Origin of the sequence: Paenibacillus salivarius, assembly GCF_051307165.1 — a bacterium.
GTDB lineage: Bacteria > Bacillota > Bacilli > Paenibacillales > Paenibacillaceae > Fontibacillus.
Genome location: NZ_CP195592.1, coordinates 5,134,135 through 5,147,945 on the forward strand (window position 1 = coordinate 5,134,135; position 13,811 = coordinate 5,147,945).

Genomic DNA, 13,811 nt, shown 5'->3' on the forward strand with positions numbered 1-13,811 from the left:
GTCCATTGGACGTTATCCCCATGCAACCATGTAAAAAATCAGGCGATGCCGATGACATGCCGGTCGATCCCGGCAAGATCCGGAATGGTCACGATCTCGCGCCAACAGCCGGAACGCCGTAGCAGCTCCGCCACCTCCGGGGCCTGCCCCTGGCCCAGCTCGAAGCCGATCAGGCGCGGCGGCCGGGGCAATAGCGTAAGCTGCGCGAGCATGACGCGGTACGGCGCCAGCCCGTCCGGGCCGCCGTCGAGCGCGCCGCGCGGCTCGAAGTCGCGCACCTCGGGCTGGAGGTGCGCGATATCGTCCGCCGGAATATACGGCGGATTGCTGACCACAATGTCCAGCGGCTCGCCCGCAAAGGGTTCAAGCAGGTTCCCCTGCTTGAACTCCACGGAAAGTCCAAGCCGCCGGACATTGTCCTTCGCCACGTCCAGCGCGTCCGGCGAGATATCGCTCGCCGCCACGCGCCACGACGGGCGCAAATGCTTCAGGGCAGCGGCGATCGCGCCGCTGCCGGTGCCGATGTCGGCGGCGTAAGGACCGCCGTCGGCGCCGCCCCATAGGCGATCCCCCTCCCGAACGATCGCCTCGACGAGCAGCTCCGTTTCGGGGCGGGGAATCAGCACGCTCGGATTGACCTTGAAGGTCAATCCGTAGAAATCCTGTTCCCCGATAATGTACTGCGCCGGCTCGCCCGCCGCTTTGCGGCGGATGACCTCTTCCCAGGCTTCGCGACGCTCGGCCGGAAACGGATCCCTCAGCGCGACCAAATAAGCCGCGCCCTCAAGGCCGAGCACATGGCGAAGCAGCAGCTCGGCATTCGACTCCGGCTCGCGCACCCCGTTCGCCGCCAAAAAAGAGGCAGCCTCTCTGCGGGCTGCCGAAATATTGAGCGACTCAGACTCGGATAGCTTAAATCCGTGCTCGTTCAACATCTTATTTATTCTCCTCGATCCATAATTTCGGCCTGTTCCGCAATCGTCAATGCCGAAACGATTTCCTCGATTTCTCCGTTCATCACTTGATCCAGCTTGTGCAGAGTCAATCCGATCCGGTGATCGGTGACGCGGCTTTGCGGGAAGTTGTAGGTACGGATTCGTTCACTGCGATCCCCGGTGCCTACTTTGCTTTTACGCTCTCCGGCGTACTTCGCTTCCTCTTCCTGGCGCATCATATCCGAAATCCGCGCACGCAGCACTTGCAACGCCTTTTCTTTATTCGAGTTCTGCGATTTGCCGTCTTGGCAAGTCGCCACGATGCCTGTCGGGATATGCGTAACCCGTACGGCGGATTTCGTCGTGTTGACGGACTGTCCGCCCGCGCCGCTGGAACAGAACGTATCGACACGGATATCCTTGTCGAGGATTTCCACGTCGACTTCCTCGGCTTCCGGCATGACGGCCACCGTCGATGTCGACGTATGGATCCGCCCGCCCGATTCCGTCGCCGGAATCCGCTGAACGCGGTGGGCGCCGCTTTCGTACTTCATTTTGCTGTAGGCGCCGCGACCGTTGATCATGAAAATGACTTCCTTAAATCCGCCGAGATCGCTCTCGTTCACGTCCATCACTTCCACTTTCCACCCTTGCGTATCGGCATAACGGGTGTACATGCGGTACAGATCGGCCGCAAACAAGGCCGCCTCGTCTCCGCCCGCCGCGCCGCGGATTTCCACGATCACGTTTTTATCATCATTCGGATCTTTCGGCAGCAGCAGGATCCGGATTTTTTCCTCCAGCTCCTGATGACGTGCGGAAAGATCTTCGATTTCCATTTTCACCATTTCGCGCATTTCATCGTCCAGCTTTTCCGCCTGCATCGCTTTCGCGGCTTCAAGCTCTTCAACAACTTGCTTGTATTCAGTGTACGCCTCATAAGCCGGCTGTAAATCCGATTGTTCTTTAGAATAATCCCGCAGCTTCTTGGTATCACTCGCCACGTCGGGATCGCAGAGCAGCTCGCTCAGCTTCTCGTAACGGTCAGCCAGAGATTGAAGTCGGTCCAACAAGGAAAGTCACCTCTTTATAATGAAGTAATTTTAGGTATCCAATATAGCAAATTTCTCTAAGAAAAAATCGCCTCGCCTTATTCGAAAACCATAAGGTATACGACGACATTTTATTATATCACAGAAGATTCGCAATGAACATCATCCATATTTTTAAAACGAGCAGCGTATACGTATATTTTAACTTCGTTTGTCTCGAAGACGGAACTTATGTACTCGAAGGCGTCAAGCTTTCCTAAAATCTGGACCTCGAACAAACACCCCAACCTTTTTGGTCGGGGTGTTTGGCTTTGCGGATTCATATGCCATGATGTCGAAAAAATCAATACTGGCCGTTATTATTCATACCGGGCTGCTGCGGGTTTCGATATTGTATGATCTCCCGGATGATGGATTGCTCCAGCTCCGCATTCCATCTTTTCACCATGCCGGTAAGCAGGCAGGCATCCACGACGACCCAAACGGTCAAGCCTAGAGCCGCCATAATGAATAGCCCCAAAGTCAATAAGCCGGGAACCGCATAAGCATCCACACTCATTTCACTATCCAGGCCCAATAAAACCGTAAACCCTATATAGCTGATAAAGACCAGCAGGAACAATCCCAGCTGAACCGCTCCGGAGACGTATCTTTTCAAATAGAAGCGGTGTACTCCCAAATGCCCGAGCAAAAGCATCAAAAAAGCCATCGGCAGCGATTTCTCCCGTTTGTTCATCTCCGAGCTTAAAATAAGCAGTTCATTGGTCGACAACATTTGCTTGTTCACGGACATATTCATCGCCATGTTCATCCACCTAAATCGGGTACGATTCCGACAAGCCTCTGTTGTACATGATCTGGTCGATCAAGGAGTTCTCGATGACGGCATTGTGTTGCTTCACCCAATTGTGCAAGATGCAAGCGTCGACGATCCACCAAACAAAAGTAGCAATCATGCCGATAAAGGTAAGCGACAAAATGAGCTGCGTGACCGCAGTCCCGATTTTGCCCATGTAAAAGCGATGGCCGCCGAAAATACCGAGAAAATACCAAAGGATATAAGCAACCACCATGCTTTTCCCTCTGTTCTTCAGTTCGGATTCGAGCAGAAGCAATTCGCGCGAGTCCAGCTGGCTCTTTCTGCTGATGACATAATTCATTGACTGTCCCTCCAAAGTAAAAAATGACAAATGATGGCCTAAGTATACTAAACGATCCAAGAATCCAGCAACACTAAATATTTCCAAAACGCTCGGCTATTCTGGAGCCTTAAAAAGCAAGCAAGCCCGCAAAGACGGGTGCTCAGGCCATCTTCGCGGGCTTGCCAAAAAATATATAATTTTTACACGTTAAACCGGAAATGCATAACATCCCCGTCCTGAACGACGTATTCCTTGCCTTCCAGGCGAAGCTGTCCGCGCTCTTTAGCCACGTTCATGGAGCCGGCGGCGACCAGATCGTCGTAAGATACCACTTCCGCGCGGATAAAGCCGCGTTCGAAATCCGAGTGGATAACGCCTGCCGCTTGCGGCGCTTTCGTTCCTTTGCGGATCGTCCAGGCACGTACTTCCTGAACGCCGGCCGTAAAATACGTATACAACCCAAGCAGCCGGTAGGCCGCCTGGATCAAACGGTCAAGACCCGAGGCCGAGAGGCCCAGCTCTTCAAGGAACATCGCCTTGTCTTCGCCTTCCAGCTCGGCGATTTCCGCCTCCACCTTGGCGCTGATCGGCACGACTTCGGCGTTTTCGTTAGCCGCAAATTCGCGGACTTGCTGGACGAACGGATTGCTTTCCGCATCGGCAACGCCGTCCTCGCTCACGTTGGCCGCATAAAGCACCGGCTTCAAGGTCAGCAAGTGCAGATCGCGCACGATCTGCTTCTCGTCTTCCGACAGCTCTACGCTGCGTGCCGGCTGATCGTTATAGAGGGCTTCCTTGATGCGTTCCAGCACTTCCACCTCCTGAGCGTACTGCTTATTGCCGCCCTTCATATTTTTACGGGAACGCTCGATCCGTTTTTCCACGCTGTCCAGATCCGCCAAGATCAGTTCCAAATTGATGGTCTGGATATCGCTGATCGGGTTGATCTTGCCGTCGACATGCGTGATATTCTCGTCTTCAAAGCAGCGGACCACATGAACGATGGCATCCACTTCCCGAATATGGGCCAAAAACTTGTTGCCCAGCCCTTCACCTTTGCTGGCGCCGCGCACGAGGCCGGCAATATCGACGAATTCGAATGCGGTAGGGACAGTACGGTTAGGCACGACCAACTCGGTCAATTTGTCCAGGCGCTCGTCCGGGACTTCGACCACCCCGACGTTCGGGTCGATCGTACAGAAGGGATAATTGGCGGATTCGGCACCCGCCTGGGTAATCGCGTTAAACAACGTGGATTTCCCGACATTCGGAAGGCCCACGATTCCTGCCTTTAAAGCCATATCTATGACAACTCCTCATTAATATTGATTGCTCGTCTTCTTCAACCATAGTACCTATCCCCCGCCCAGATTTCAAGAACATCTCCAAATTCGCCGGGATGCCCGGGCCGGGGTTATAGCTTTTTCACCATCTGAATATCCGTAGTCTCGTAGCCCATTTTCTGATAAAGCTGAAAGGCGCGTTGGTTATGACCGAATACATGGAGGCCGATCCTGACGGCCCCTTGTTTCCGAGCTTCCTCGTCCAGCGCCATCATCGTCTGCTTGCCGTAGCCCTTTCCCTGGTAAGCTTCATAGATGAGAATATCCAGGATAAAAGCTTCCCGGCCGAATTTTCCGTCCCGAAATTGCACCCAAAGGATGCCGACCGGAGTCTCCTTTTCTTCCGTCGTGTCGACAACCATGTAAAGACAGGCATCCTTCGTGCTTCTCCCGTCCGGCAGTAAAGCCGCAATCGCCTTCTCCGAAAGATCGAGCGCTTCTTCTTCCCTCCATGCGCCGGCCGCCGTTTTTTCCAGGGCATAATCCTTCACCGTGCGGATCCGAAACTCTTGAAATTCGCTGTCATTCATTTCTCTCAATTTAATCACAACGATACATTCCTTCCCGTGATTTTAACTAAAATGGATACCAAAACGCTTTGAAACTCCAACCCTTCACCAAGATCGCCAAGATCAGCAGCAGCACGCACAGGCATAACACCAGTTTGTCGCTTCGCGACATCGCCGAGCCCATATACCAAGTTCGCTTCGCACCGGTACCGAAGCCGCGCAAGTCCATGGCGTTCGATACGGACTCGATATGCTGAAGCGAGGATTGGAGCAAAGGCACAACGACGAGCGAAAGGTTTTTGATTCTGCGCCATAAGGTACCGTCCCCGCGCGAAATGCCGAGCCCTCGCATTTGCATCGCGTTGAGAATGCCCCGGAATTCCTGGGTTAAATCAGGGATATAACGGAAAGCGATGCTGACCGCGTAGGACAGCTTGTAAGAAACGCCAAGTTTGTTCAGACTGGCGGCGAACCGGCTCGGGTGCGTCGTAAAAACAAACAGCATCGTGACCGGCAGCAGCGTCAAATATTTGGCGGACAACGTCAGCACATAAAAAAGCGTCTCCGCATTGACCGTATCGTACCCGAGCGGAATCGCCGGCGTGTCACTCCCGGTCAGCTCCGTTCCGTAACGCGGTGTGACGAGCAGTATAAAAATGCTGTTTACGACGGTAAATACCATCAGAACCCAGAACAGAAGCGCCATCTTCCTTGCCGGTATGCGAGCAGAAACCAGCATGGCGATCCCGGCGGCCAGCATGACGGCAAATACCCGCAGATCCAAAAACAAAAAGGTGACGACCGTCCACACGAGCAAAAGAATCAGCTTGACCGCCCCGTCCATCCGGTGGAACAGCGACTCTCCATCGACATATAGGCTACCGGTTTTATTCATCGCCCGATTTCACCTTCTTCTCGGTTACGATAAACGCCTCCACGAAACGGGATGGCGAAGGTAAGCTCCAGGATTTCGCAAACCGGGACAGGCTCGTTTCCCGCAAATGGGCCTGGCGCGCCACTTCGCTGTCGGACAAAACCTTTGCCACCTTGTCCGAGGCAATGATCCGCCCATCCGCCATAACTACGGCACGATCCGCGTATTCCAACGCCAGATGCATATCATGCGTGATAAACAAAAACGCCATCCCCCGTTCCGATAGGCCGTTTATAAAGTCCATAAACTCGGTATAATGACGGTAATCCTGGCCGGCGGTAGGTTCATCCAGAATCATCAGCTTCGGCTTGAGCGCCAAGATAGCCGCGATCGTTAAACGTTTTTTCTGTCCAAAGCTTAACCCGGACACGGGCCAATTCCGATAAGGATAAAGGCCGCAAATCCTCAGGGCCTCTTCGATTCGGCGCTCCCGTTCGGATGCCGTAATCCCCCTCGCCGCAAGGCCGAGTTCAATTTCGTCGCGGATCATATGCTGCGTAATCATATGATTCGGATTTTGCAAAACATAGCCGATGTGCTCGCCTCTTTGACGGATGGACCAGCCGGACAGGTTCTCGCCCATCAGCGATATAGAGCCGGACCTCGGCTTTAGAATACCGGTGATCAATCCGGACAACGTAGATTTGCCCGCCCCGTTGCTCCCGAGCAGGGCAACCCGTTCCCCTTCCGCGATATCAAAGGAGACGTCCCGTATGACATTCGGGCCTCGCCGGCCGTATCCGAAAGAGATATCGTTCAGTTCAAGCAACGGCTTTTCCGGATCTTGCCGTTGTGGGGACGGAAACAGGGCTGCATCCGTTACCGCAGGTTCGGCTGTCCGCTCCATCCAGGCCTCCAGACGCTGCCGGATTTGCATTTCTCCATCAATGCTTTCCCCGTCCTCCGCGTCTTCGGTGATACGGGGCTTCACTCCTTCCGGCGTCCTCAAGTCCGACAAGCCGTCCGCCCGAATGCCCGCATACCGGAGCGCATCCAAATAGAGCGGTTGGCGTAAGCCGTAGCGGGGTAAAACCCCTTGCCGGAGCAACGCCTCAGGCGGGCCGACCGCGACGATTTCCCCTTCGCTCATGACGACGATCCGGTCGATCGGCTGGGCGAGCACATCCTCGACCCGATGCTCGATAATGATCACCGTCTTTTTCCCGGCGCGGTGAATATCTTCAATCAGTTGCATCGCCCGTGCGCCGCTAGCCGGATCAAGATTGGCGAGCGGTTCGTCGAAGAGCAAAATATCCGCTTGCGTGCTCAAAACTCCGGCCAGCGAGACCCGCTGCTTTTGCCCGCCGGATAAATCATGCGGTCCTTGTCCCTCATAAGCCAGCATGCCGACCAAATCCAGCGCGGAGATCACCTTCGCTTTCATTTCCGGCTGCGGAACTTGCGCATTCTCCATTTGAAACGCCACGTCTTCCCCAACCGTTTGCCCGACGAACTGGGCATCCGGGTTTTGCAAAATCGTGCCGACGCTGCGGCTGCGGGAAAAAATGCCGATTTCCGATGCTTCCTGCCCGTTTATGTACAATTCTCCCGTGATTTCTCCGCCGTAGGAAAAGGGAATAAGCCCATTTATGCAATGGGCCAGGGTGGATTTTCCGGACCCGCTGGGCCCGGCGATCCAGACTTTTTCCCCGGGTACGATATCCAGATTGATCGCCTTAAGCGTCGGGCCGGATTGGCTTTTGTAACGAAAACTGAAATTTCGGAACGAGATAACCGGTTGCTTGTGATCTGGCTGCATAATGTCGTCTGCTCCTATCGCTCAACCGTCAGATTCGTATTGTTCCGGTTTCGCTTGGCATACGCCCACACGGCAGGAAGGCCGAGCACGACGAAAACGAACGTATTCGCCAACCCGGCGGCCACCGTTTGAATGACGATCTTGTTATTCGGCTCGCCCATGATATAAATATCGAACAGCCCCGAAAATGCCAAAGAGGCGAAAATGCCGACCAGACCGAAAATCAAAAGCCGGAAAACATGGCTTTTCCGGATCTCTCCATCCTGGGGATTAAAATCCCGGGCGAGATAAATGAGGCCCATAAAAATGGCCGTAATTCCCGAACCGAGCGCCCAGCCCCACCACACCGTGCCGCTGGTCAGAAAGTCGTTGATCACATGGCCGATAAATCCGACGGCAAAGCCGACAACCGGTCCGAACAGCGCTCCGAATATCGCCAGCAGCGCGATCGCCGGCCGGAGTTGGGTATCCGCCGCAATCGGAATGCCGATCCACGATGTCGCACCGTACAGCGCCGCTCCGATTCCGATCGTAACCACAGAGCGCGTGCTTAGTTTCCAAATCGATGATTTCATTGCAAATCCCCCTTTTAACGGTTGTTTTGAACACCTGTAATTGAATGATTAAATTCAATATAAATGGTAGGATTCGGAAAAGCAATGAAAAAATCTATCTAATCTTGTCGGATTAGTTTGTTTAATTTTCCGTTGTGATCAGCCGCTCCATGTCGCTAACGGAATCCAGCGCCGTTATTACGACGCAAAGCTGCGGTTCTCAAAATCTAACGGAACTGAAAGCCGCTATTTGCCTTCTAACTCAGGTATTCTTCGCGAAATCCGCCTAATAAGAGCTTACAGTTCCGTTAGTATCGGAAATGAAGCTGAAAACGCCAAATAAAGGCGGCGTGTTCCGTTAGCTGTCCATTCAGGGCTGTCATTCTCAGCCCTGGGTATCCCGCCGCACGAGTCGCGGCGTATTCCGCAGCGCCGGCACCGTTCCGGCGCCGATCCCGAACATGGCGGTGCGAAGCTCCAGCTCGACGCGCTCCAGGAGCGCGTCGAGCCGTTCTTCGGAGTGCACCGCCGGTTCGAGCAGCGCCCGGCCGAACCCGGCCAGGTCCGCGCCGAGCGCCAGCGCTTTGGCGGCGTCCACGCCGGTGTGCAGGCCGCCGCTGCCGATCAGGGCGGCGTCCGGCAGCGCCGCCCGCACTTCGCGGATGCATTCGGCGGTCGGGATGCCCCAGTCCGCGAATGCTTCCGCTGCCGCACGCCGCACCGGGTCGGCGCTGCGGAACTTTTCGACCTGGCTCCAGGACGTGCCTCCGGCGCCGGCCACATCGATAAAGGCGACGCCGGCCTCGATGAGCCGTTTCGCCGTCTCCCCGTCGATGCCCCAGCCGACCTCCTTGACGCCGACCGGGACGGGCAGCGAACGGCAGACGTCTTCGATCCGGGCGAGCAAGCCGCCGAAAGCGGTGTTCCCTTCAGGTTGGAACACTTCCTGCAAGCTGTTCAAGTGAAGCACCAGCATGTCCGCTTCGGCAATGTCCACCGCGCGCTGGCATTCCGCCGCGCCGAAGCCGTAACGCAGCTGGACCGCGCCAAGATTGGCGATGACGGGTATCGTCGGCGCCTTTCTCCGGACGGCGAACGTGGCCGCAAGCTCCCCGCGTTCGACCGCCGCCCGGACCGAGCCGACCCCCATCGCCCAGCCCCGTCGCTCCGCCGCTTCCGCCAGGCGGGCGTTGATATTTCCGGCGAGCTCGCTGCCGCCGGTCATCGAACTGATCAGCAGCGGCGTCCGTACCGGCGCACCGAGGAACGCCGTCTTCAAGCTGATCTCGTCAAAATCGATCTCCGGCAACGCATTATGGCGAAACCGGTAACGTTCAAACCCCGTGGTAATTCCTTCTCCGCCCACCTGTTCTTCCAGGCAAAGACGAATATGCTCCGCTTTGCGGCCGGATGTATCTCCCATCCTACTTCCTCCTTCAGCTAAAACTTTCCGAAATATAACCGGCAACCAGTTGGCCGGATACTGTTACAAAAGGAACGCCTCCGCCCGGATACGTCGAACCTCCCGCATACCAAAGTCCGCGTACATCCCGACTACGGTTGCTGGGCCTGCGAATCAACTGTTTTAAGCCGTGTTCCGTGATGCCGAACATAGCCCCGCGATAAGCGCAGGTGTCCCGGGCCAAATCCTGGGGCGTGTACCTGGCCAGCTCATGCTTCGAATCCAGATCGTGCAGTCCGTAATCACGCAGCGTTTTAATCACCTTCCGGGCATACGGCTCCGCTTCCGAATCCCAATCCCACGCTTCCGATAAATACGGGGAATGGGTCATGATGAACAGATTGCTGCATCCGGGAGGGGCCGCTTCCTGTTCCGAAAAGGAAGAGTTGCATATATAAACGGACGGCTTGGCCGGAGGGCGGCGTCTGACAAAAATATCATGGAACTCTTCTTCATAATTTTCAGAATAAAACACGGTATGATGCAAAAGCCTGTCCATCCGGACCGGCACCCCGGCAAGCTGAACGAAAGCCCCTAGCGACGGTTCAAAGGATGAGATTTGGCGGTCCGTCAGCGATGGGCGGTCCTTCTCCTCCAACAGCCTTTGGCTTGAGGAAAGGGCGTCTCCGTTCACGACGACCAGGGATGTGGCGTATTCACCCTTCGTCGTTTCGACCCCTTGAACTCTGCGGTCATGAACCCGAATCCGGGTCACCTCCACATCGGTCTCCACGAAAACGCCCAGCTCCCCGGCCAGCTTAAGCAACGCTTCCACGAGGGCGTAAGTCCCGCCCTGCACCGCAAAAACGCCTTGGTCCGCTTCGCTGCTTGCCAGTAAACCGCACAGCGAAGATATTTTAAATGGAGAAGACCCCATACGCGCCGCATATCTTCCAAACATCGCCAAGGTATTCGGATGGCTGAAATGTCGCCGCAATTGCCGATGCAGGGAACGATGAAAGGAAGGGCCCGCCGCACCCATGAAAACCGCGGGCTTCCACTTTTCCAGAACGTTCAAAGGAAGCCGGCTTAGCAAGTGGTCGCTCGCAAACCTCAGCATCCGGCGCGATTCCTGAATAAATGCGGGATAATGCAGCGCATCGACAGGACTGTAAGTCCCGATTTGATGCTGCATCAGCTCCACGTTTCCCGTCAGGTCGACGACGTTGCCGTCGGCAAACACGTTGCGGCTCCTTGGCTCCAGCGGAATCAACCGCACATATTCGTGCAAATTCCGGCCGGCCCTGCGAAACAAATTTTGAAAAACATGCGCCATTTCAATCGTCGTCGGCCCTCTGTCGAACCGGTATCCGTCAATGACAACCTGCTGCAGCTTTCCGCCAACCTTGGGCTGCCGCTCCAGCACGGTCACCTCGAACCCGCGAACCGCGAGCTCGATCGCGCAGGCCAAACCGCCGAATCCCGCGCCAATGATCAGTGCCTTTCCTTTCATATTTGCACAACGCCCGCCTTCCTTCATCATAAAAGGCTATTTTTACAATAACGGTGAAAGCAATCTCGCGGCCGATTCCATGAAGCGAAGGATGATCTTCTTTTGCATATAATTTTTTTTCTTGATCTTCTTGGTGGACAGCAAGTCGCGCTCGAAATCCTTGACGATTTTGGAGATGCTGTCGCTTTGAACCAACAAAATGTTGACCTCGAAGTTCAGGTGGAAGCTGCGCATGTCCATATTTGTCGTGCCCACCGTAGCGACCTCGCCGTCCGCGATAAGCAGTTTGGAATGAAGAAACCCTTTTTCGTATTCGTAAATCTTGACTCCCGCTTCAAGCAGCGACGGGAAATAGGAGTGCGAGGCCAGGAATGGCAGCCTTTTGTCCGGCTTCGCCGGGAACAGGATTCTTACGTCGATCCCCGACATCGCTGCTACCCGGAGGGCGGTCAATATGTCCTCATCCGGGATAAAGTATGGAGTGGCCATCCACACCGACTTTTTGGCCGACGTAATCATGGCGAAGAAAATGCTTTTCATCGTCTTGCTTTCGTTATCCGGCCCGCTCGGTATGATTTGAACGGCTCCGCTGCAGCCCTGTTCCAGTTCCGGCGACAAATACTCGAGATCCATAATCCGCTCGCCGGTCACATACTGCCAGTCCTGCAAAAATATAATTTGCATCGAACGCACAGCCTCTCCCTTGACAAGCATATGCGTGTCCCGCCAAAAGCCATAGGTTTTGCTGCGGCTCAAATATTCGTCACCCACGTTAAGCCCGCCGATAAATCCGGTATTGCCGTCGATGACAACGATTTTCCGGTGGTTCCGGTAGTTTACCCGGCTGGATAGCGCCAAAAAGCGAACCTCCCCGTAGATCCCGACCTTCACCCCGGCCTCCCGCAGCTCCTTAATAAACGATTTCGGCAGCCCGAGGCTTCCGACAGCATCATACATGAACCGGACTTCAACCCCTGCTTTCGCCCGTTCGATCAGCGTCTTTTGAATCTCCCTGCCGATTGCGTCCGCCCGGTATATGTAATACTCCATATGAATGTGATGCTTGGCCTTCTTCAATTCCTTGAGCAGGGTCGAAAACGTTTCCTCCCCGTTGGTAAGCACGCGGGTGCGCGAAGCCATGGAAAACGGGGTGCGGGCAATCCGCTGCGACAATTGAAGCAGCCGCTGCTGTCCCGGCGTGAAGTGCGACAGGTCGCGGGGCAGCATCATATTGCCGTTATGGTCGATACGCTCAAAGCTTTTCCGGTCCTCCTCCGCCTTCTTGTTGAATTTGCGCCGCTTAAAATAGTTTTGCCCCAGCAAGAAGTAAAGCGGCAGACCTACGACCGGCAACAGCACCAAAACCAGTATCCAAGCCATCGTGCTGGAAGGGTTCCGGTTTTCCATAAAAATAGCCAGTCCGATCGTCAAGACCGTCAATACCTGAAAAATACTGACCAGAGTTCCCCCGAAATGGCCGAAAACCCCGAATCCAAAAAAGTAAAATGCAACCAGGATGGCCGCGATTAAAATAATTTGCAGTCCGCGTCTCATGAATATACCCCTCTTATCTGTCTCTGCTTATCTATAGCTGCTGCGTATTCCTATCTCCATTCTACATGAAGCTCGCTGACTCCGGTATATTTGTTTCGCATTTCGATTTGTAATATAATCAGTTTTGACCGACGGGTCAGTTTGAGAACTTACGGGTCAGAAAGGAGGGTGAATCGTTATGTCCGTAAAATCCGGTGATAAGAGAACGCTTATTCTGCGAACCGCCATGCAGCTTTTTGCGGCCAAAGGCACCGCGGCCACCTCGATGCAGGAAATCGCGGATGCGTGCGGCGTATCCAAAGGAAGCCTCTATCTCCATTTCAAATCAAAGGAAGAGCTTGAGCAGAATTTGTTCGAATACTGCTATCAAATGCTGCAAGACCATTTGCTCCAGGTCGAGAACGAACCGTCGCTTAGTCCGCGGGACCGCATGATCAGGCAAGTCGAGGTCATGCTCGATTTGGTGCTGGAGCTTCGCGAATTTTTGCTTATGCAGTTCAGGGATTGGATCCGTGGCGGGACTTTGCACCATGAGCCCGAAGTCATTCGAACCAATAACGGCAGGCTGCTTCGTTACAGCAAAAAGGTGATGGAAAACGTCTATGGCAAGGAAATCGCTCCTTACTCCGCGGATTTGATCTTGCTTGTTCACGGAATGCTCGGTACGTACATAAGGATTTTGTTCGATCCCGGTATGAACGTCAGCACCCATCGAATGGCCATCCACCTGATCGATCTGCTGGACGTCGCGGCCGAGCGGATGTTGAGCCGCCGCCCGGAACCGCTGATCAGCGAAGAAGCGCTGAACCGCTGGGGTGCGGGTAACGACTGTTTGAGTTCGCTCGAGCGTCATCCCCTCCTGACCATCAGGGAGTTGAAGGAACTGCTCGAATCCCGGGTCGATGATCCGGAAATTCGCCGTCAGGGGATCGAAGCTCTGGAGATCATGGAGGAAGAAATTTTGGAACTCCGGCCGCGCCGGGTCATTTTGCTTGGGATGCTTGCCATCGTGAAAACCATTCCCGAGCTTGAGGACCGGGCGGAAGAAATGGAAAAAGTGTTAAAAATATTTTTGAATCATTCGTAAACTTTGGAGAGGAGAAGTAACCAGACA

Annotated in this window: 13 protein-coding genes; 1 reads left to right on the plus strand and 12 read right to left on the minus strand. The window is 54.6% G+C overall.

Going from position 1 to position 13,811, the window contains the following annotated elements; all coding sequences use genetic code 11:
* Positions 1-38: 38 nt before the first annotated feature.
* The 12 genes from prmC to cls all read right to left on the minus strand — a co-directional run bounded on the left by prmC (position 39) and on the right by cls (position 12,697).
* Positions 39-935, minus strand: coding sequence for a peptide chain release factor N(5)-glutamine methyltransferase (gene prmC, locus ACSFXJ_RS23840; RefSeq protein WP_435922788.1), 897 nt, complete (start codon positions 933-935; stop codon positions 39-41).
* A 5-nt stretch (positions 936-940) separates the two neighbouring features.
* Positions 941-2,008, minus strand: a complete 1,068-nt coding sequence (gene prfA, locus ACSFXJ_RS23845) for a peptide chain release factor 1 (protein ID WP_435922789.1) — start codon at positions 2,006-2,008, stop codon at positions 941-943.
* Between the two features lie 322 nt (positions 2,009-2,330).
* Positions 2,331-2,792, minus strand: coding sequence for an NINE protein (locus ACSFXJ_RS23850; RefSeq protein WP_435922790.1), 462 nt, complete (start codon positions 2,790-2,792; stop codon positions 2,331-2,333).
* A gap of 10 nt (positions 2,793-2,802) precedes the next feature.
* The gene (locus ACSFXJ_RS23855; protein WP_435922791.1) at positions 2,803-3,147 is read right to left on the minus strand and encodes a TM2 domain-containing protein; all 345 of its coding nucleotides are present in this window, start codon (positions 3,145-3,147) and stop codon (positions 2,803-2,805) included.
* Positions 3,148-3,329: 182 nt separating this feature from the next.
* Positions 3,330-4,430, minus strand: a complete 1,101-nt coding sequence (gene ychF, locus ACSFXJ_RS23860; protein WP_435922792.1) for a redox-regulated ATPase YchF — start codon at positions 4,428-4,430, stop codon at positions 3,330-3,332.
* Between the two features lie 113 nt (positions 4,431-4,543).
* Positions 4,544-5,020, minus strand: a complete 477-nt coding sequence (locus ACSFXJ_RS23865; RefSeq protein WP_435922793.1) for a GNAT family N-acetyltransferase — start codon at positions 5,018-5,020, stop codon at positions 4,544-4,546.
* A gap of 28 nt (positions 5,021-5,048) precedes the next feature.
* Entirely contained in the window at positions 5,049-5,876 is an 828-nt protein-coding gene (locus tag ACSFXJ_RS23870) for an energy-coupling factor transporter transmembrane component T family protein (RefSeq protein ID WP_435922794.1), read from the minus strand.
* Positions 5,869-7,674: a DUF3744 domain-containing protein gene (locus tag ACSFXJ_RS23875; protein WP_435922795.1), complete on the minus strand. Its 1,806-nt coding sequence runs from the start codon at positions 7,672-7,674 to the stop codon at positions 5,869-5,871. Before ACSFXJ_RS23875 ends, ACSFXJ_RS23870 begins: the two co-directional genes overlap by 8 nt.
* 14 nt (positions 7,675-7,688) lie before the next feature.
* Complete coding sequence (locus ACSFXJ_RS23880) at positions 7,689-8,249, minus strand: ECF-type riboflavin transporter substrate-binding protein (protein WP_435922796.1); 561 nt, start codon at positions 8,247-8,249, stop codon at positions 7,689-7,691.
* Positions 8,250-8,613: 364 nt separating this feature from the next.
* Positions 8,614-9,651 (minus strand): type 2 isopentenyl-diphosphate Delta-isomerase, encoded by a 1,038-nt coding sequence (gene fni, locus ACSFXJ_RS23885; protein WP_435922797.1) that lies wholly within the window; start codon positions 9,649-9,651, stop codon positions 8,614-8,616.
* Between the two features lie 13 nt (positions 9,652-9,664).
* Positions 9,665-11,143, minus strand: coding sequence for a phytoene desaturase family protein (locus ACSFXJ_RS23890; RefSeq protein ID WP_435922798.1), 1,479 nt, complete (start codon positions 11,141-11,143; stop codon positions 9,665-9,667).
* 42 nt (positions 11,144-11,185) lie between these two features.
* Complete coding sequence (gene cls / locus ACSFXJ_RS23895) at positions 11,186-12,697, minus strand: cardiolipin synthase (RefSeq protein ID WP_435922799.1); 1,512 nt, start codon at positions 12,695-12,697, stop codon at positions 11,186-11,188.
* 178 nt (positions 12,698-12,875) lie between these two features.
* Here cls and ACSFXJ_RS23900 point away from each other — a divergent pair, with 178 nt between their 5' ends.
* Positions 12,876-13,784, plus strand: coding sequence for a TetR/AcrR family transcriptional regulator (locus ACSFXJ_RS23900; protein ID WP_435922800.1), 909 nt, complete (start codon positions 12,876-12,878; stop codon positions 13,782-13,784).
* The last annotated feature ends 27 nt before the right edge of the window (positions 13,785-13,811 follow it).